Source organism: Gemella sp. GH3 (assembly GCF_013415425.1).
Classification (GTDB): domain Bacteria; phylum Bacillota; class Bacilli; order Staphylococcales; family Gemellaceae; genus Gemelliphila.
The window spans coordinates 1-20755 of record NZ_JACBYC010000052.1 but is presented as its reverse complement, the minus strand read 5'-3'; the positions used below and the strand labels follow the sequence as shown (position 1 = coordinate 20755).

The window sequence follows — 20755 nt, the reverse complement described above, 5'->3', positions numbered from 1 at the left end:
GTAAAATTTTTTATTTATTCGGTAAATAATTGCTATTTTTTTACATTTTTTTAAATTTGTATGTTGTATTTGTTTTTTATTAGCGTTAGAATATATCAATGTATCAAATATTTTGAAAGGAGAAGTTAGTAATGATAAAAAAAGAAGTAAAAGCCGTTTTTAGAAATAAAAAGTTAGTTATTTCATTAATAGCTATATTGTTTTTACCATTGATATATGCAGGTATATTCGCTAAATCAATGTGGGATCCTTACGGAAGAACTGATAAAGTTCCTGTTGCAGTAGTTAACGAAGACTTAGGTGCAACAAGCGGTGGTGAAAGTATTAATATTGGAAATACTTTGGTTGATAAGCTAAAAGATAGTAACGATTTTAATTGGCATTTTGTTAGCAGAGAAGATGCTGACAAAGGTGTTGAAGGAAATGGCTACTATATGGCTTTATATATAAATAAAGATTTTACAGAAAAAGCACTAAATAAAGGAACAGAAACAATACCTTTGGAGTACAAAGTTAATCCTGCCAAAAATTATGCTGGATATATGATGACGAAAAGTGGTGCAAATGCGATAAGTTCAAATTTAAATAAGCAAATTACTGAAAAATATGTTACAGCAATTTCTGAGAATTTGAATACTTTGAAAAATAAGTTAGGGGATGCTTCGTCTGGTACTGAACAAATAATTGATGGCAGTAATAAACTAGGAGATGGATTATCTTCTTTAGGGAATGGACTTATTACATTAAATAATGGCCAAACTACTATGATGACTAAAATTGATGAGGCTTCGGGTCAATATGCAAAAATAAATAATGGCTTATCTAGTGTTTCTAATAAGCTTCCAGAGTTATCTTCTGGGCAACTTACTTTAGCAGAAGGTTTGGGAACATTATCTGCTGGTGGTACTAAGTTGGTAGAGAATGGTTCTTTGTTCCAAAATGGTATAAATGATTTGAGTAAGGGTATAGTTACACTTGATAATAGTCTGCAAGCTAGTTTAGATAAAGCGAGTTTACAAGAAAATCAAAACAAATTGTTGCAGTTGCAGGCGGGTAGTTCTTCTGTACAAGATGCTTTAGCTAAGTTGAGTGAGGGTGCTAGTAGATTAAATAATGGTATTCAAACTATGGATAATAGTGTTCCTTCTTCTGAACAACTTCTGGCAATAAAAAATTCTATACAAAATGCAGGCGTAAACACGCAAGTAGATTTATCAAAATTAGCTATAACAAGTGAGCAAATGACTAATATTAATAATACTTATGCTTTGGCTCTAGGAAATAACCCAGCCTTTTCTAGTTTATCTCAATCGGAGCAAGATTCTATATTGGCTACAGTAAATGCTACTAATGCGCAAGTAATGACTACAGTGTTACAAAATTTGAAAGTTGACATTGATCAAGCTTTAGCTGATGTTAAAATTAGAACAGAACAGCAAAAGACAGATATTCTTAAATTAGTAACAGGATTAGAAAATATTAGAAATGGTTTGGATAACGGGTTAGTTTCTGGAATGATGAGTTTAGATACTGGATTAAGCAATCTAAACAATGGATATGGGCAAGTGAATTTAGGTACTAATCAATTAATAACAGCTACTCAAAGTAATCAAAAATCTATAATGACTATGGCAGAGGGTGTTACTAAGCTAAAAGATGGTAGTTTGCAATTAAGTGATAAATATACGGAATATAATGCAGGAGTATCTAAACTAAATACAGGTTTGCAGTCTGCGCTTAATGGAAGTGAACAATTAGTTAATGGGGTAAATACTCTAGAGTCAGGAGTAAATGAATTAGCTTCTGGAAGTGATATGTTTAATAATCAATTCTTCCCACAAGTAAATAACGGGTTGTATAGTCTTATAACGGGAACTAATAAGTTAGTTTCTGGCTCTGAAGAATTATCTAGCGGAAATCACAAAATTACAGATAGTTTAAATATATTAAATGAAGGTCTTGCTAATGGCGTTTCTGCTTTGGAAGAAAATAATCTTGCAGAAAAAGTACAATTTATAACAACACCAACAAGCACAGAAAAAACAGCAATTAATGATGTTTCAAATTATGGAATGATGTTTGCAGCTTATTTAATACCATTAGGATTTTATATAGCTGCTATTGCCTTTAATACAATATATTCTATGACATCTTCGTCCGATTATAGCTTAAATAGAAAACGTAAATGGCATAGAGGTAAGATAGGTATGATGCTTATTCAAGCTATTGCTCAAGCTATTATTACAGGATTTTTAATGCAATCACTAGTAGGATTATCAGTAGAAAATAAAATGCATTATTATATAATATTAGTGATTATATCGTTAGCTTATATGGCATTTATTACATTGCTTACTATTACAATGGGTAATATAGGAAGATTTGTTTCTATCATATTGTTAGTGCTACAATTAGCAAGTGCAGGGGGAACATTCCCTATAGAAACATCAAATTCATTCTTTATGAAACTGCACGATATATTACCTATGACAAAAGCGTTGCAAGGATTACAACACGCGATAGCAGGAGGACTAAATGGAAATTATCGTTCTGCATTAGTCTACTTAACTATTATGTTTGTAATAATGTTAATACTTATTAGATTATATTACTTATATAATGAAACAAATAGAGAGAAGTATAAAAAACTTTTAAATACATAGTAAAAGGACAATGGGAAATTAAAAATTAAATTTACGACCAGAGATATATCATCTCTGGTTTTTCTTTTAATATAACTAATATATTTTTTAATTTTCTATATTTTATAGGGTCTTAATATCTTAGTTTACTTTTTATTTTATTTCATTTATGATAAAATAGTTGACATACAATGTTTTTAGGAGTGTTTATGGTTGAGTGTAATAAATTTTAAACAATTAAGGCAAGGTATATTTATTTTATTAATAGGTTTAATACTTTGGATAATAGGTTTAGAGGCTGCTAAAAGTTTTTATTATTTTTCTGCATTAATATTTGTATTTTTATCGTTAAAATTTCTAATAAAATCATTAATAGATAGAACAGGAAAAAATATCTTTTATTCCGTAATATATTTGTTAATAGGTATTTTTTGGTTATATAATTACGGATTTGCAGCATTATTGACGGTAGTGTTTATAGGAATTTATCAATTATTTTTAGGGATAGTATGTATTTATAATTTTATTCTACAATATATGGATAAAGCCAAAGGTATTATTTATATTTTATTTAGAGGTATTTTTCATTTAATAGTAGGATTGTCATTGTTTATTAATTTTAGGTATTATTTTGAGAGTAATACATATTATAAATTAGGTTTATACTTGGTATTATTAGGAATTATGTATATTTTTGATGCATTGAGCATATCAAAAAAATATAAAATTACTACTAAGCGTAAATTCAGAGTTAGATTACCCGTAATATTCTCTGCATTGTTTCCTATGTATTCTTTGCGTAAAGATAATTCACAGGATGATACATATAACGCTGATTTTTTGAATAAGAAAAAGTTAGCATCTAGAAATAAAACCGTTGATTTGGAAGTCTGGGTTCATACAGCAGAAAAAGGTGCATCAATAGCAGGTCATGTAGATATTTCTTATAAGGGATATACATATTCTTATGGGCATTATGATGTAGATTCTCACAAACTTTTTGGCAGTAAAGGGGACGGTGTATTATATATCGTTAAAAGTGAGGACTACGGAAATTGGCTTAGTGATTATCATAGTTATAAAGGAGTTTATCGATATGGACTCCATTTAACTAATGAACAAAGATTGATTGTAGAGTATCAAATTTCTGAACTTATGAGTAATGTTTATCGTTATGAATTAACATCTAAGGCTCAATTAGAGAGTTATTTGGGAGATTTATCACAAAAAATTCCAACGAGAATTTATAAATTTAACCGTTCAAGATTTAAAACTTATTTTGTACTAACTACTAATTGTGTTCTACTCGCGGATACAATAGTAGGTAAGACAGGTTTTGACATAGTAAGTGTATCTGGTATATCTTCGCCAGGATCTTATAAATTATATTTAGACAAAGAATATGCGAAACTATATTCTAATGTTATAACAAAAAAATTGTATAGTAATAAATGTAAAGGAGAGAATTAATGAATCAAGAAAAACTAATTAAAGATAAATTAGGAATAGAAGCAGAAAGTACCAAAGAGCAAAAAATTATTCAATTTTTAGGTGGGAAATTAAGTGCCTACATTCTTACAATGGTAATTTTAGTATTTATAGCTATTTGGCTTTATAGACAAATTTACGGAGTATTAGAGCCTATTGATATTATTATTGATAGTATGGTAACACCTGTATTAGTAGCGTACATATTCTTTTATATTTTGCGTCCTATTAATAACTTGTTAGTTAAGAGATTTTCTATAAATCGTTCGCTAGCAGCTATTTTATCTATGGTATTTGGTATTGTTGTTATAATAGCTATTTTTGTAGGAGCAATACCTGTAATAGTTGAACAAACTCAACATCTTATAGGGGCAATACCTAGTTATGTTAATACAATAAAAGGTTATTTGGAGTCTAATGCAGATAATGCTATAGTTAAGAGTATAACAGATTATATTAATAACAATCTTAACACTACACAATTAAGTGCAAAAGCATTTGATATTTTTGGGAGTTCTGTATCTGGAGTAGCTTCTGCATTTTCTTCAACAGCTACAGTTCTTATGACTGCTCCGTTTGTTTTGTTCTATTTGTTGAAAGATTCTACAAAGTTTCAAAATTTTATTATTAGTAAACTACCTGATAAAATACAAAGTCATGTAGAAGAAACGTTAGAAGAGATTGATAACAAAGTAGGCTCATATATTTCAGGTCAAATGTTAGTATCATTGTGTATAGGTATATTACTATTTATAGGCTATACAATTATAGGATTACCTTATGCAGTATCTTTAGCTACTTTAGCAGCTATTTTAAGTATAGTACCTTATTTAGGGCCTATACTTGCTATAACACCTGCTATGTTAGTAGCTTTTGCATCAGATTGGGTAATGGTTGTAAAAATGTTAATAGTATGGTTTGTTGTACAATTTTTGGAGGGGAATTTTATATCGCCAAATATAATGGGTAGAACTATGAAGCAACATCCTCTAACTGTAATTTTTGTAATTATTATATCTGCCAATATGATGGGAATTGTTGGAGCTATAATAGGTATACCTGTTTATGCCATTTTGAAAATATTGTTAAAAAAAATATTATTACTAATAAAAAATAGATATAATAGAATTTATAAAGGAGAATAATTTCTCCTTTTTATAATACATTTTACAAGGAGAAAAAATGAAAAACACATCATCAACTAAAGAAAAGATAGCAGAAGCTTTGAAAAATAAAATGCTAACTACACCTTTTGAGAAGATAAGAGTTAGTGATTTAATAAAAGATTGTAATATCACTCGTCCTACATTTTATTATCATTTTGAAGATATTTATGATGTATTAAAATGGGTAGTTGAAACAGATATAGTTAATGTCTTAAAAGTAGGGTTAAATAATGAAGATTGGGAGGGTAGTTTATTAGAATTAATTAACTATTTATACAATAATAAGGAAATTTGTAGTTGCTTCTATAATATATCTGATAGAGCGCAAGTGAAAAAGTTTTTATTTTCTGAAGTTAGACTTATAGTAGTGAATTTTATTTTGTCTTATAATAATATGATATATGAAGAAGATGATACTCTAGATTTTATTATTGATTTTTATGTAGGTGCTATTATTAATACTTTAGAGCGTTGGTCGTTAGGAGGAATGCGTACTACTCCAGAAGAATTAGGTAAGCTAATTATTATAACTATAGAGGGTAATATAAAGAACGCTTTGTATAGAATGCGTATGATTAACAAAAATAATATATAAAAATTTGTAGTTTAAATATATAATGAAAACTATTTTGAAAATTCGTACTAAATTTTTCTTAGACTATTTACAAACAAAAACGTTTCGTGTATAATGTACATATGTTTTTTTAAAAAATACAATCATAAAGAAAGGAAATTTAAAATATGAGTTTTTACAAAAAGTTACCATTATTAGTAAAATTAGTTATAGCTCTAGTTTTAGGGGTTTTATTGGGTAAAGTTTTACCAGTGTCTATTATAAAAATATTAGTAACATTTTCTAGTATATTCAGCTCATTTTTAGGATTTGCAATACCTTTAATAATTATTGGCTTTATAGTACCTGGAATTAGTCAAATTTCTAAAAATGCTGGGAAGTTGTTAGGAATGTCTACTTTATTAGCTTATGTATCGACATTAATTGCAGGGGGATTAGCATATTTTGTAGCAGAAAGAGTTCTTCCTAATGTTTTGAAAGGTTCATCATTACAAAGTTTAGAAAATCCAGAAGACTTATTACTTTCAGGATATATTAATATAGAGATGGCACCAGTATTTAGTGTAACGACTGCACTAATCTTGTCTTTTGTTGTAGGTATTGGTATTTCATCGCTACAATTAAATTCTATGAAAAAAGCATTTGATGAATTTGGAAAGATAGTAGAGCTTTTATTAAATAAAGTAATTATACCATTATTACCGTTTTATATTTTAGGAGTATTTTCTAATATAACTGTATCCGGAGAAGTATTCAAGATTTTGAAAATATTCTTATTAGTATTTGTTCTTATTTTAGTTTTACATTTTGTAATTATTGTTATTCAGTATTTAGTTGGTGGATCGTTAAATGGTAGAAATCCATTTAAGATGATGGCTCAAATATTACCAGCTTATTTCACTGCAATAGGAACACAATCATCAGCAGCGACAATACCAGTAACTATGGATTGTACTAAAAAGATGGGGGTAAATCCATCGGTGGCTAATTTCACAGTCCCACTTTTTGCTACAATTCACTTGTCAGGAAGTACAATTACTCTTACAACTTGTGCAACTGCAGTTTATTGGTTACAACATGGTGGAGAATTTCCATCTCTGGCACTTATGATTCAATTTATAATTATGCTAGGAGTTACAATGGTAGCTGCTCCTGGAGTTCCTGGTGGTGCTGTAATGGCAGCATTAGGATTGTTACAATCAGTTCTAGGATTCAATGAAATTATGATTTCATTAATGATAGCTTTATATATTGCTCAAGATAGTTTTGGAACTGCTTGTAATATTACGGGAGATGCAGCATTGTCTTCAATAGTAGATAAAATTAATCAAAAATTTTTCAAAAAAGCATAGAATAAAAGGCAACTGATTAGTTCAGTTGCCTTTATACTTTGTATTATGAAAAAGAAAATTTGATAATTATTTATTTATAAAATTGATAAACTCATTTACTTGGTTGTTTATTTCTTCTTTTTGTTCATCAGATAAAATAAATTCTCCAGTTTGCCACGCTTCTTGTGGTATTTGTAGACCTACTCCGTCTCCAGGCATAACATTAGTACGAATGTATGCTAGAAGTCCTAGTATTTGAGCTCTTACGAATTTTGCCTTAGTAGAACCAGCCGCTCCAGATACCGTTGTAGGTAGAGAATTTATTACAGTAGGTGTTTCAAAATCGAATTGTTTTGCAGGTCTTGATAGCCAATCTAATAGATTTTTTAGTAGTGCCGGATAAGAACCATTATATTCTGGTGAAACTATCCACAGACCATCTAATTTAGATACTTGATTTCTAATATCTGACATTTCCTTAGGTGTTGGATATTCAGTGTCTTGTTCTAAAATAGGGACGTTACGATATTCAACAAATTCAGCTTCTATTCCTTTGTTTTCTAGTGTTTCAAATATATAGTCTGCCAAAGTTTTATTAAAAGATCCTTTTCTAAAAGATCCCACTACTATTCCTATTTTTTTATTAGTCATTATATTATTCCTCCGATATTAATCTAAGTTTTTGAATTTTTTTAGAATACTAATTAGTGTTTGTCTTTCTTCTTTAGAAAGAATGCCATATACATTCTCTATCTCTTGACGATGTTTAGGTAATATTTGTTCAAAAAGTTTTTTACCATCTTCTGTGAGTCCTAGAACAAAAGCACGTTTATCTTTTGAATCTTTGTGTCGATAAATTAAACCGTCACGTTCCATATTTTTTAAGATTACGGTCATATTACCGGAAGTAGCTAGAATTTTCGTTATTAAATCGCAAACTCTCATTTCACCTTTTGTGTATAGAACATCTAGTACCGAAAATTGCGGGGTAGTTAAGCCAGCTTCTCTTATACTTTTACCTATTTTACTATTGATGGTTCTTTCTACTTTTTTAAATACTATTTGTGTGTGTATTGATGAATTTTGTTCCCAAGAAATATCCATATAAACGCTCCTTAAAATATTACTAATTAGTTATATTTGAATTTTATCACTAATTAGTACAGATGTCAACAATAAATTTTTAAAATACATCTTCTTGCATAGAAAATTAGTTCATAGTAAAATTAAGCTATTATCTTAAGGAGTTCACAAGATGAATAAAGTAGAAATTTATAAAGAAAAATTTGCCCATTGTAACAATGAATATGAGAAAAATATTATTTTAGAAACTTTTAATTGTGGTAATTTAGAAAGTCTTTATAATAATTTAATAAAATTACCTATGACAGAGGCTATTAAGGATATTTTAGAGGAGGTGTGTGAGGATTTAATAATAAATTCTATTTCTAAAATAGAACGTAGTAGTATGAAGTTAGGATTACATAGAATGGAAGCAATTTTGGAGCTTTTTGATAATCCTCAAAATAGTTTAAATGTTATTCATATAGCAGGTACTAATGGAAAAGGATCAGTGAGTTCTTATATTACTACCACCCTTAGTAAAAAATATAGAGTAGGGCTATATTCTAGTCCCGGAATGGTAAGTTTTAATGATAGAATAAGAATAGGTAATCAATATATTAGCTACTATGATATGTATAATTTGTACAAAGAAGTCGAAAATTTATGGCAACAAAACTACCCAAATTCTTCTAATAATTTATCTTTTTTTGAAATATTAACAGTGGTTGCAATTAATTATTTTGCTAGAAATAATGTTGATTTTGTAGTTATGGAAGTAGGGCTTGGTGGTCGTTTTGATGGTACTAATGTTTTTTCTAACAAAGAGTTATCTATAATTACCAAAATAGGACTAGATCATACTGATATGCTAGGGGATAGTGTAGAAAAAATAGCTTACGAAAAAGCAGGAATTATACAAAAAAGTGATAATGTGGTACTTTATCCTAATTCATATGAAATTAATTCAGTAATAGAAGAAGTTGCACATATCAATAATGCTAATGTATCTATACTAAATAATAAAAATATTGTAATTAAAGAGATTAATACAAAATATAGTATTTTTGACTTTACTAATTATAAAGATATTAAAATTAAGATGTTAGGAGAACATCAAGTATATAATGCTAGTCTAGCTATCTTAGCTTTGGAAGATTTACGATCAAGAGAGAGAGTAGAGTTATCTAACGAAGAAATAAGATTAGGTATTGAACAAACTATCTGGGCAGGACGATTAGAATGGCTAGGAGAAAATATTTTATTAGATGGAGCTCACAATATAGACGGTGTAAATAGTCTGATTAATTATATTAAAAATAGTGGTTTAAAAAATGTGAAGTTATTGTTAGGAATACTCGCTGATAAAGAATACAAGCAAATGGCGAAGATATTTGAGAGCGTTAGTCAGGATATATCTATAGTACCTGTTCCTATAGATATAAAACGTAGCAACGTTAAGGAGTTATCTTCTGCTTTTACAGCTAATGTAAAAGTATTCGATAATTATGAACAAGGATTAAGTGATGTTATAAGTAATTTGAAGAAAGATGAAACTCTGGTAGTAAGTGGATCTTTATATTTAATATCAGCAGTTAGAAAAAAATTATTAGATAAGAGGTAAATTAATGAATAAGTTGCAGCAACAGTTAGAAAATAAAAAATATTTAATAATGGGAATTTTAAACTTTACACCAGATTCTTTTTCTGATGGTGGAGATTTCTATAATGTAGAAACAGCAATTTTACAAATAGAGAGTATGATAAAAGACGGAGCTAATATTATTGATATAGGTTGTGAATCTACTAGACCGGGAGCTACCAAAATTACTGTAGAAGAAGAAATATCAAGGCTTGGACGTATTTTGCCTGAGGTAAGACGTACATTTCCTAACGTTTTACTAAGTATAGATACTTATAAAAAAAAAGTTGCTGATTTTGCGTTGCAAAATGGAGTAGATATTATAAATGATGTTTATGGTGCAAAGAACAATGATATGGCGGAAATAGCAGTTAAATACAATGCGCCTATTATTATAATGCATAATGAATCTGTAAGTGAAGGTAGAGAGATAAATGACGTAATATCTAGTCTTAAAGAGAGCATAGACATTTGTTTGGAAAAAGGTGTACCTAGAGAAAATATTATAATAGATCCGGGAATAGGGTTTAATAAAAATGTAGATAACAATATAGCCATAACAAAAAATCTAGAAGATTTAGCTCAGTTAGGATTTACTATCCTATATGCTGCTAGTAGAAAAAGAACAGTGGATTATATTCTGGGAGGAAGTAGTTTACCCAAAGATCGTGATGTAGTGAGCGCGGCTTTATCTTTGGAAGCAATAAGAAAAGGGGCTAGCATCGTAAGAATGCATAATGTAAAAATAATGTACGAGATGTTAGCTACCTATAAAACAATTAATAAATAAATATTTAAAACGATTATTTATTAATTAGTTAATTTTATAGTTTACTTTTTGTTTTAGAAGGTATATACTAAGTATTATAAATTTATTAGTAAATTTATAAGTTTACTTATTTGAAAGGGTAATAATATATGAAAAAATATTACAAAATAATCGTAGCTTCTCTATTAGCTATTTTATTATTTGGTAGCTTATTTACAGGGAATTACTTTTATAATTTTGCTTTAAATCCAACTGTAGATAAATCTGCTGTGGCTTCACAAGATAGTGATGGTGAGGTAGATACTAGGCTAGCAGATAATCAAAAGTGGTTTGATAACAATAAAAGGGAGTATGTTAGTACATCTGTAACAGGGGATAAAATTGTAGGATATAGCTTTGTTCAAAATGATACTTCAAAAAATAACAAATGGGTTATCGTTACGCACGGTTTTACTACTGATGCAAGATATATGTCAAATTATATTAAATCTTTTTATGATAGAGGATATAATGTTTTTGCTCCGGATTTAATAGCGCATGGGAACAGTGAAGGAAAAGCCTATGCTATGGGAGGTTATGATTCTAGCGATTTAGTTAACTGGGTAAAGAAAATATCTAGTGAATATAATAATCCGCCTATAGTTCTCTTTGGTATAAGTATGGGAGCAGCTACAACAATAAATTCTCTAAACAAAGGATTACCATCTAATGTAGTAGGATTTATAGAAGATAGTGGTTATATAAGATTAAAAGAGGAATTTACTTATCAGTTGGACAAACTTTTTGGGTTACCTTCATTCCCGGTTATTCCGTTGTCAAATTTAGTTACTAAAGTGAGAGCGGGTTATAACTTTGGTGATGTAGATGCGACAGAAGCTTTATCAACTACTAAATTACCAGTTTTAATATTACATGGAGATGCAGATGGCTTTGTACCTGTAGACAATAGTAAGGAAGCATACAATCTGTTAACTTCTGATAAAGAAATTCATATCTTTAAGGAAGCAAAGCATTGTCAAGCAGAGAGAAAATATAATGAAGAGTACTGGTCTTATGTAGATAATTTCTTGAAAAAAGTTTTTAACTAAACTTAGTTTATAGTTTAATAATAAAATAACTATCCTTAATTTGTTTTTCTTTTAGGTAGATAATTAAATTTACTTTATAGAAATAACAAATTTATAAAAAGGATAGTTATTTTTATATTAATTAGGAAATTTTCAAAATTTTACCTTACTCACCAATTATTACTAATTCTTTGTTTAGACTATTTAGATTTTCGTAACCATCTTCAGTTACTAAAACTAAATCCTCTATTCTAACACCAAACTCTCCTGGTAAGTAAATTCCAGGTTCTATGGAGAATATCATTCCAGGCTCACACTTAGTTTCATTAATAGAAGATATATCTCCGTATTCGTGGCATTCTAAACCTATATGATGACCTGTACGGTGAGTAAAGAATTCTCCGTAACCTTTTTCTGTTATGTAGTCACGACAAGCTGCATCAATATCGCAGAATCTAACGCCAGGTTTAACTATAGATACAGCACGCTTTTGTGCTTCTAATACGATATTAAATACTTCTTTTGCTTTTTCGCTAGGAGTTTTCCAAAATACTGTACGTGTCATATCAGAACAGTAGTTATTTTTAACCCCACCCATATCTATAATTATGGCATCTCCATCTTTTAAATATCTTTCTCCCGGTTCACCGTGAGGATTTGCACCATTTGCTCCGTATCCGATAATAGGATCAAAAGATACTCCGTCAACGCCTAAACTTTCATGAATTGCTAGTAAATATTTTACAACGTCTAACTCTGATTTTTCTTTTGAAATACTATTAATTACTAATTGACACGCTTTATCATTTAATCTTGAAGCTGTACGCATAGCTTCTATTTCGTCCTTATCTTTAATCATACGTATTTTATCCACTATGATAGAGATATCTGTGAATTTATTTTCTTGTAGATTATTTATTAAAGGTAGTAAAAATCTTGCAGGGAATACTTTGTCTATCCCTATTGTAGCTTTATTTTTTAGATGATTAGCCAAAACTTCTACAGAATCGTCTGTATCTGTAAAAATAATTTTTTCTATTCCTAAATCTTGTTCTATAGGGAATAGGGCGTTAACGAATAGCTTGTGCTCGCCGGTACTATCTAAAAGTAAACAGAATAATCTTTCTCCTGGATGAAGCATTAATCCACTTAGATAGAAAATAGATGTAGGATCACTAATTATAGCTTGGGAAATATTTTCTTCAGTCATTTTTGTTAAAATTTTATTTACTCTTTCTTTTTTCATAGTAAACTCCTTTAAATTTTTTATATTGTTATATTTATTATAGCACTAACTTATTTAATTTTACAATTTAATCATTGAAAATGCTTTATTATTTTAAATTGTTGTATTTCTCCCTAATATTGTATATTTATAAGTGATTATTTTTTGCAAATTAATAAATATTTGAAAGAACTTTCTAAAATTGGAAATACATAGTATAATATTTATAAGAAAGTGAGAAAGGAGAGAGCTGTATGGAAAACAAGAGTTTAAGTATGATAGTTTGTGGAGGTTGAAACTCTAAGATAGGGCCGGGAGCTCTTTCTGACTTGTTAAGTGATTTACCAAAAAAAGAAGATGAAAATTTAATAGTAGGTTATGAATCTTCTGACGATGCAGCAGTGTACAAAATTTCAGAAGACAAAGCAATAATTCAAACTTTGGATTTTTTTACGACAATGATTAATGATCCATATCTTTTCGGACAAATTGCTGCAACTAATGCTTTAAGTGATGTTTATGCTATGGGAGGAGAAGTCATTTCTGCATTAAATATAGTAGCTTTTCCAGAGAAAATGAATATGGAAATTTTACATCAAATTTTAAAAGGTGGATCAGAGAAAGTTCACGAAGCTGGTGGAGTGCTTGCTGGTGGACATTCTATACACGATGAAACACCTAAATATGGATTGTCAGTAACGGGAATTATACATCCTGAAAAAATACTTATGAATAATAATTGTCAATTAGGAGATATACTTATAGTGACGAAACCTTTAGGAGTTAGTATTATTAATTCTGCACATATGCTAAAAGAATGTAGTGAAGAAACTTTTGAGAAGTGTGTAAGACAGATGACTACTCTTAATAAATATGCAGCAGATGTAATGAGAGAATACCCTGTAAGTAGCTGTACAGATATAACAGGATTTGGATTTTTAGGACATTTAGTAGAAATGTTAGATGGAAAGTATTCGGCAGAAATTTATTCTAAAGATATACCTATGTTGCCAGAAGCATATAAATGTGCTAATAACTTTATAATAACAGCTGGTGGGCAATTGAATAGAAATTATTTACAAGATAAAATAGATTTTCAAGTAAATGATTTTGCTCTCGAGGAAATATTGTTTGATCCCCAAACTTCAGGAGGTTTATTAATAAGTATTCCAGAAAAGTATGGATTAGAAATGCTAGATAAATTAAACAAGTTAGAAATAAAAAGTTCTATAGTAGGTAAAGTAGTAAACCGTCAAGAAAAAGACGTAGTAGTAAATTAATTAAAATTAAGGAGTTAATGAACTATGGAAACAAAATTAGATGCTAGAGGATTGGCTTGTCCGCTTCCAGTAGTAAAAACTAAGAAACTTTTGGCTGAATATGACAAAGTAGAAACTATCGTTGATAATTTTGTAGCAACGCAAAATTTAGAAAAGTTGGCAAAACAGCTAGGTTATTATATAAATGTAAATAAAAATTCTGATGAAGAGTATGTTGTTATAATTGCTAAAGAAAAAGAAAATAACGTTGTAATAGATACATTGTCTGATAGTTGTGTAGTACCTGTTACACAAGCTAGAAGAGTTTTGGAGACTGAAAATACTGTTGAAGTTCTTGTGAAAGATGAAAATAATGTAAAAAATTTAGAAAATTTTGCAACAAAAAATAATCATAATATAGATATTAAGCAAAATGATACGCATTATGTAGTTACGTTGGAAAGAAAAGAGATAAATTCTAACGACAATGAAAAAAAATCTTTTAACATAGAAGATGATAGTTATATAGTGGTAATCAATAAGAAGATTATGGGTCACGGTAGTGAAGAATTAGGAAGTAGACTTATAAAAGCATATTTATATGCTCTTACTGAACAAGAAGTTTTGCCTAAAAAAATAATATTCTATAATGATGGATCTATTTTGGTAGATAAAAATAGAAGTCATGTACTTGCAGAGCTAGTTGAATTAGAAAATCAAGGTGTAGAAATAGTATGTTGTGGTGCGTGTGTAGATTATCACAATATAGAACTTGCAGTAGGTAATCCTACTAATATGTATTTCATAGTAGAGGATATGCGTAAAGCTAATAGAATAATTAGACCGTAGGAGATTTTATGATAGAGGAAGGCTTAATAGTATTTAATAGTACACATGATGCTATAAAAGTAGATAATTTATGTTTAGAAAAAGGTATTGATGCGAGTTTAATACCTACTCATCCGGGTATATCTTTGGGATGTGGTTTTATGATGAAAATAGAATGGAATAAGTTTGCAGATTTCGTTAAGTTCTTAGAAGCGGAAAAAATTGCTTATAAAGCTCTGTATTATTCTAAGAAGATAGGTATTAAAAGAGAAACTGCCTTATTGTATGAAAACAAAAATTAAGAAAGGAGTGTATTATGAATAATGTAATAATTGGAACTGCAGGACATATTGATCACGGGAAAACAACTCTTATAAAAGCATTGAGTGGAATAGAGACTGATACAACTTTGGAAGAAAAAGAAAGAGGTATGTCAATTAATTTAGGATTTGCATATTTTGATCTTCCTAGTGGGAAGAGATGTGGAGTAGTTGACGTTCCTGGTCACGAAAAATTTATTAAAAATATGTTGGCAGGGGTTAGTGGTATAAATCTAGTGCTATTGCTAGTAGATGTTAGAGAAGGAATTATGCCACAAACTAGAGAGCATATCGATATATTATCATTATTAGGAATAGAAAATTATATAGTAGTAGTTACTAAAATAGATTTAGTTGATGATGAATATAGAGAATTAGTAGTAGAAGATATTAAAGAGTTTATAAAAGGAACGAGTTTAGAGAATAGTCCTATTATTGAGGTAGATTCTATTAGTAAAAAGGGAATACCTAAATTGTTAGAGACTATAGATACAAAAACAGAAGATATAGCGAAAATAAAAGAATCAAAAAATGCGCGTCTAAATATAGATAGATCTTTTCAAGTTAGAGGATTTGGGACAGTAGTTACAGGTACTTTATTAGAAGGAACTATATCAGTAGGTGATGAACTTGCAATCTATCCTCATAATAAAAGAACGAAAGTTAGAAGTATTCAAGTGCATTCAGAAGATGTTCAAACGGCGTTTGCAGGACAAAGAACAGCAATCAATCTAAGCAATATAAAGTTTGAAGATACACGTAGAGGATATACCTTAGCAACACCTGACACACTTACAAAAACTTATATGGTAGATACTGAAATTTCTATTATAAATAATTCTGAATATAACTTAGAACTTTGGGATAGAGTACGTGTTTATATAGGTACTACTGAAGTAATGGCAAGAGTAGTGCCACTAGGTATAGACACACTAGAAGCAGGAGACAAAGGTTTCGTTCAACTAAGACTTGAAGAAGAAATTGCTGTAAAAAACTATGACAAGTTTATTATTAGAACTTATTCGCCAATGATAACTATTGGAGGAGGAGTAATATTAGATGTTAATCCGAATAAACATAGTCGTTTCAATGAAGAAGTTTTATCTAAATTAAAAATTCAATCAGAAGGAAATATTCAAGATTTAATAGCTAACTACCTATTAAGTAGTCATAGTTACTTAGCAGATATGGAAGATATAAGTAAAAATCTAGAACAGTCAGAAGAAGCAGTTGCTAAAGAATTAAGTAATTTATTATCTGCAGGTTCAGTTTATAAAATAGATAATCAATATATACATAGTAAAAAATATGATGATATAAAAGAAAAAATGTTAAATGTAGTTGAAGATTATCATAAAAAATTTAAGTTGAAGATAGGTATACCTAAAGTAGAATTACTATCTAAATTCAAAATTAATTCAAAAGATATAGCTTTACTAATAGAGTTATTAATAATTAATAAAGAATTAAAGATTACCAATAATTTTGTTTCTTTGTGGAATTTTGAAGTTAAATACGATAGTAAGCAACTTATGGAAAAGAATAGGATAGAAAAACAACTACTTTCTGCCAAATTCACACCACCAAGTATAAAAGATTTAACTAAAGGGGTACGTGCTATAAATGAAGTGTTGGATTCTCTTATAGGAAATAGTATAGTTAAGTTAGATGAAGATTTGGTATTACATATGGATATTTATAACGACGCTGTAACAAAAGTAACAAATCATTTTGAAAAAGAAGAACAGATGACATTGGCTGAATTTAGAGATATGACAGGATCTAGTCGTAGATATTCAATGGCTATTTTGGAATATATGGATAAACAAGGGATAACTAGAAGAGTAGAAAATTATCGTGTATTAAATAAATAATATATATTAAGAAAAGAGATGAAATTATGACTTATTATTTTGATTATGGAGCAACATCTCTAAAAAAGCCAGAAGCTGTTGCTAAAAAAGTTTATGAAATATTATCTTCTGGAGAATATGCTAATCCATCTAGAGGTAGTTATAAAGAAGCTAACAATGCTTTTATAGAAATTTATAAAACGAGAAAATTAGTAGCTGATTTCTTTGGAATAAGTGATGAAAAAAGAGTAATATTTACAAATAATGCTACCGAAGCTTTGAATATAGCAATAAAAGGTGTTATTGAACAAGGAGATCACATAATAACAACGAAAATGGAGCATAATTCAGTCTTGAGACCCATTTATCAACTAGCAGAAAAAGAAAATATTGAATTTTCTATTGTGGATAGTGATAAATATGGCGTTGTTCTTTATGATGATATTGAAAAGCACATAAAAAGTAATACAAAATTACTAGCTATAACACAAGCTTCTAATTTGACAGGAAATATAGTAGATTTGAAAAAAATAGCTACTATTTGCCAAAAGAATAACATATTATTACTAGTAGATGGTTCTCAGGCTGCTGGAGTTATTGATACTAAAGTAGAAAAATTAGGTATAGATTTGTACTGCTTTACAGGGCATAAAAGCTTATTTGCTCCTCAGGGAGTAGGTGGGCTATGTATCGGAAATCCTAATTTGATTGTGAAGTCTTACAATGTAGGAGGAAGTGGCATAAAAACTTTCGAGAAGAATCAACCGCAAATTTATCCAGAAATGTTAGAAGCGGGGACGCATAATACTCCTAGTATAGCTGGTCTTGCAGAAGGAATAAAGTATATTTTAGACAAAGGTATTGATAATCTTTATAATAAACAATTATCTTTTGCCAATAAATTTTATAATAGTTTGAAGGATGTATCTATTATTGAATTTTATGGTAACTTTAATGAGCCAAAGACTGCGACAGTAGCTCTTAATTTTAAAGGTGTCTTATCTAGTGATGCAGCAGAAGAGTTATTTGAAAAATATAATATAGCTATAAGAGCAGGTGCTCATTGTGCGCCACTTATGCATAAGCATTTTGGTACTGTAGAGCAAGGGATAGTTAGGTTCTCATTTTCTAGTATGACTACAGAAGAAGAAGTGGATTATGCAATAGAATCCATAAAGAAAATAGCTAGTGAATTGAATTAATTTATATAAAAGGAGAAGATAATGAAAAGATTATTATCACAAGTTCCGTCAATTAATAAGATATTATTAAATGATAAAATAAAATCAGCTTTGGAAAAATATCCAGAAATATTTGTTAAAGATATTATAAAAAAAGAAATTGATTTGTTACGATTTAATATTTTGAAAGGATATGTACTAGAGGTACCAAGTATAGATTTACTTATAAATAATTTATTAGATAATTTAGAAAAAGAGAGTAAACACTCTTTGAGAAGAGTAATAAATGCGACAGGTACTATACTCCATACTAATTTAGGAAGAAGTTTGCTAAGTAATAGTGTTAAAGAAAATTTATTAGATGTAGCATTTAACTATTCTAATCTAGAATTTAATATAGATAAGAAATCACGTGGAAGTAGATATGATCATTTGACAAAAATAATAAAGCAATTGACAGGGGCAGAAGCGGTATTAGTAGTAAATAATAATGCAGCAGCAGTTATGCTAACTTTAAATACTTTAGCTAACGAAAAAGAAATAATTGTATCGAGAGGCGAATTAGTCGAAATAGGTGGAGCTTTTAGAATACCAGAAATTATTAAACTTAGCGGAGGAATACCTAAAGAGGTAGGAACTACTAATAAGACACATTTAGCTGATTACAAAAAAGAAATTAATGAAAATACAGCAGCTTTACTGAAAGTTCATACTAGCAATTATAAGATTTTAGGTTTTACAAAAGAAGTTGGAAATGAAGAAATTGCAAATTTAGCAAAAGAAAATAATTTAATTTCTATTAATGACTTAGGAAGCGGACAATTAGTTGACTTTAGAAAGTATGGTCTTCCTTATGAACCTACAGTAAAAGAAGTTTTAGATAGTGGAATAGATGTTGTTACTTTTAGTGGTGACAAACTATTAGGAGGTCCACAAGCGGGAATAATTGTAGGTAAGAAGAAATATATAGATGAAATGAAAAAAAATCAGCTAACAAGAGCATTACGTGTTGATAAAATGACGATAGCAGCCTTAGAAGCAACATTGAATATATATTTAGACGAAGAAAGAGCATTAGAAGAAATACCTACGCTTCATATGATTTCTATTTCAAAAGCTAGATTAGAAGCAAAAGCAAAAATATTTTCAGAAAAAGTATCTACTTTAAACTTTGATGTAGATATTATAGAAGATAAAGCAGAAGTAGGCGGAGGAAGTTATCCAGCTAGTTATTTAGATAGTGTTGCTGTAAAATTAACACACGATAATAAATTGGCTACAGAACTGGAAAAAAGTCTGTTGCTTGACGTAGATGTACCAGTTATTACTAGAATTAAAGACAATAGCATAATTTTAGATATGAGAACATTAAGAACTAGTGAGTTTGATACAGTAATTAATAATTTAAAGATAGCTTTGTCTGTAAAATAAATTAACGGGTGTAGGGTACTTTAATGGCTAATATTTCAAAAGAAAAATAAAGACAGGACTATATTGTCTTGTCTTTATTTTCGTTATGTATATTTTAATTGAATAATATGGTGTTGATTAGTTAAAATATTTTGTTTTATGTTATTAATGAATTTATTTTATTAGACTACTACAAATATAAATAACAGTTTACACGTGAAACACAAATTATTATCACTTTGTACATAGGTTAATTAAGTAATAGGTTTAGATTTAATGTATATAATATTTGATAATAGGGTTAGAGTTTTTATTTTCTAGGTTTAATTGATAATAATATAGGGAGAGTAGTGCATAGTAAAAATAATATAAAGGCTATTTTATAAGTGAAGATATAGTACTCGGTTAGTATGCATATAGCCATTATTGAAAGTATAGTTGCCAGTAAGAAGTAAAACTTTAATCGCTTTGTATCTAGAATATATGTGTAGTTATCTTCTAAAACTTTCTTTTTTTGTGGGGTAAGAAAAGATACTATAGTAGGGACCATGGACCAAAAAATAGCAAAGTTTTTATAGTTCAAATACCAAACTAGAGATATTAATAATAGCTATTTTAAAATATATATTTAATTTTTTATCCATATATGTACCTCCTTGAGAGAGATTTATAATTATTTTATACTATTGGTTTTAATTATAAGAGTAGTTATTTTAATATATTGTTTACACTTTCATTATATCATAAAAAATTTTTTTAAAAAATTATTCTACATCTGTTGGCAAATATTCATAAAAAAGAGCTTTTAAATTATTAAAAGCTCTTTTTTGTTATATAAGTTTTTCTTCCCAAACATTTGTTTTAAATCCTACTAACAAAATATTTTTGTCAAAATTAAAAGCTAGTGGACGTTTTATAAGCATACCATCACTTAGGAG

17 protein-coding genes are annotated in these 20755 nt (G+C 28.8%); 14 read left to right on the top strand and 3 right to left on the bottom strand.

Annotated features, from left to right (window positions below):
* Positions 1-131 precede the first annotated feature (131 nt).
* From HZY83_RS01455 to HZY83_RS01435, 5 genes are all read left to right on the top strand, one after another.
* Positions 132-2663, top strand: coding sequence for a YhgE/Pip domain-containing protein (locus HZY83_RS01455; RefSeq protein ID WP_179942321.1), 2532 nt, complete (start codon positions 132-134; stop codon positions 2661-2663).
* Between the two features lie 192 nt (positions 2664-2855).
* Positions 2856-4112, top strand: a complete 1257-nt coding sequence (locus tag HZY83_RS01450; RefSeq protein ID WP_179942320.1) for a DUF308 domain-containing protein — start codon at positions 2856-2858, stop codon at positions 4110-4112.
* Positions 4112-5275 carry an AI-2E family transporter gene (locus HZY83_RS01445; RefSeq protein ID WP_179942319.1) on the top strand — a complete coding sequence of 388 codons (1164 nt, stop codon included), beginning with the start codon at positions 4112-4114 and terminating at the stop codon, positions 5273-5275. The genes HZY83_RS01450 and HZY83_RS01445 overlap by 1 nt, the downstream gene beginning before the upstream one ends.
* 37 nt (positions 5276-5312) lie before the next feature.
* Entirely contained in the window at positions 5313-5891 is a 579-nt protein-coding gene (locus HZY83_RS01440; protein WP_179942318.1) for a TetR/AcrR family transcriptional regulator C-terminal domain-containing protein, read from the top strand.
* Between the two features lie 146 nt (positions 5892-6037).
* Positions 6038-7222, top strand: a complete 1185-nt coding sequence (locus HZY83_RS01435) for a dicarboxylate/amino acid:cation symporter (protein WP_179942317.1) — start codon at positions 6038-6040, stop codon at positions 7220-7222.
* Between the two features lie 66 nt (positions 7223-7288).
* Here HZY83_RS01435 and HZY83_RS01430 read toward each other — a convergent pair whose 3' ends face one another.
* Both HZY83_RS01430 and HZY83_RS01425 read right to left on the bottom strand, forming a co-directional pair.
* On the bottom strand, positions 7289-7852 hold the full coding sequence (locus HZY83_RS01430) for an NADPH-dependent FMN reductase (protein ID WP_179942316.1): 564 nt from the start codon (positions 7850-7852) through the stop codon (positions 7289-7291).
* Positions 7853-7870: 18 nt separating this feature from the next.
* The gene (locus HZY83_RS01425) at positions 7871-8305 is read right to left on the bottom strand and encodes a MarR family winged helix-turn-helix transcriptional regulator (protein ID WP_179942315.1); all 435 of its coding nucleotides are present in this window, start codon (positions 8303-8305) and stop codon (positions 7871-7873) included.
* 151 nt (positions 8306-8456) lie between these two features.
* Between HZY83_RS01425 and HZY83_RS01420 the strand changes: the two genes are divergently transcribed.
* From HZY83_RS01420 to HZY83_RS01410, 3 genes are all read left to right on the top strand, one after another.
* Entirely contained in the window at positions 8457-9887 is a 1431-nt protein-coding gene (locus HZY83_RS01420; RefSeq protein ID WP_179942314.1) for a bifunctional folylpolyglutamate synthase/dihydrofolate synthase, read from the top strand.
* A gap of 4 nt (positions 9888-9891) precedes the next feature.
* Entirely contained in the window at positions 9892-10695 is an 804-nt protein-coding gene (gene folP / locus HZY83_RS01415; protein WP_179942313.1) for a dihydropteroate synthase, read from the top strand.
* A gap of 128 nt (positions 10696-10823) precedes the next feature.
* The gene (locus tag HZY83_RS01410; RefSeq protein ID WP_179942312.1) at positions 10824-11762 is read left to right on the top strand and encodes an alpha/beta hydrolase; all 939 of its coding nucleotides are present in this window, start codon (positions 10824-10826) and stop codon (positions 11760-11762) included.
* Between the two features lie 145 nt (positions 11763-11907).
* On the opposite strand, the gene HZY83_RS01405 is transcribed toward HZY83_RS01410, so the two are convergent.
* On the bottom strand, positions 11908-12987 hold the full coding sequence (locus HZY83_RS01405; protein WP_179942311.1) for a M24 family metallopeptidase: 1080 nt from the start codon (positions 12985-12987) through the stop codon (positions 11908-11910).
* Positions 12988-13271: 284 nt separating this feature from the next.
* Here HZY83_RS01405 and selD point away from each other — a divergent pair, with 284 nt between their 5' ends.
* The 6 genes from selD to selA are packed head-to-tail and all read left to right on the top strand — an operon-like array spanning position 13272 to position 19838.
* Positions 13272-14246 carry a selenide, water dikinase SelD gene (gene selD / locus HZY83_RS01400; protein ID WP_370520026.1) on the top strand — a complete coding sequence of 325 codons (975 nt, stop codon included), beginning with the start codon at positions 13272-13274 and terminating at the stop codon, positions 14244-14246.
* Between the two features lie 24 nt (positions 14247-14270).
* Entirely contained in the window at positions 14271-15074 is an 804-nt protein-coding gene (gene yedF / locus HZY83_RS01395) for a sulfurtransferase-like selenium metabolism protein YedF (RefSeq protein WP_179942309.1), read from the top strand.
* Between the two features lie 8 nt (positions 15075-15082).
* Positions 15083-15355: a putative Se/S carrier protein gene (locus tag HZY83_RS01390; protein ID WP_179942308.1), complete on the top strand. Its 273-nt coding sequence runs from the start codon at positions 15083-15085 to the stop codon at positions 15353-15355.
* 14 nt (positions 15356-15369) lie between these two features.
* Complete coding sequence (gene selB, locus HZY83_RS01385; protein ID WP_179942307.1) at positions 15370-17247, top strand: selenocysteine-specific translation elongation factor; 1878 nt, start codon at positions 15370-15372, stop codon at positions 17245-17247.
* A 26-nt stretch (positions 17248-17273) separates the two neighbouring features.
* A complete protein-coding gene (locus HZY83_RS01380) occupies positions 17274-18428 on the top strand; it encodes an aminotransferase class V-fold PLP-dependent enzyme (RefSeq protein ID WP_179942306.1) in 1155 nt (384 codons plus the stop codon).
* Between the two features lie 21 nt (positions 18429-18449).
* Entirely contained in the window at positions 18450-19838 is a 1389-nt protein-coding gene (selA, locus tag HZY83_RS01375) for an L-seryl-tRNA(Sec) selenium transferase (protein WP_218925296.1), read from the top strand.
* The last annotated feature ends 917 nt before the right edge of the window (positions 19839-20755 follow it).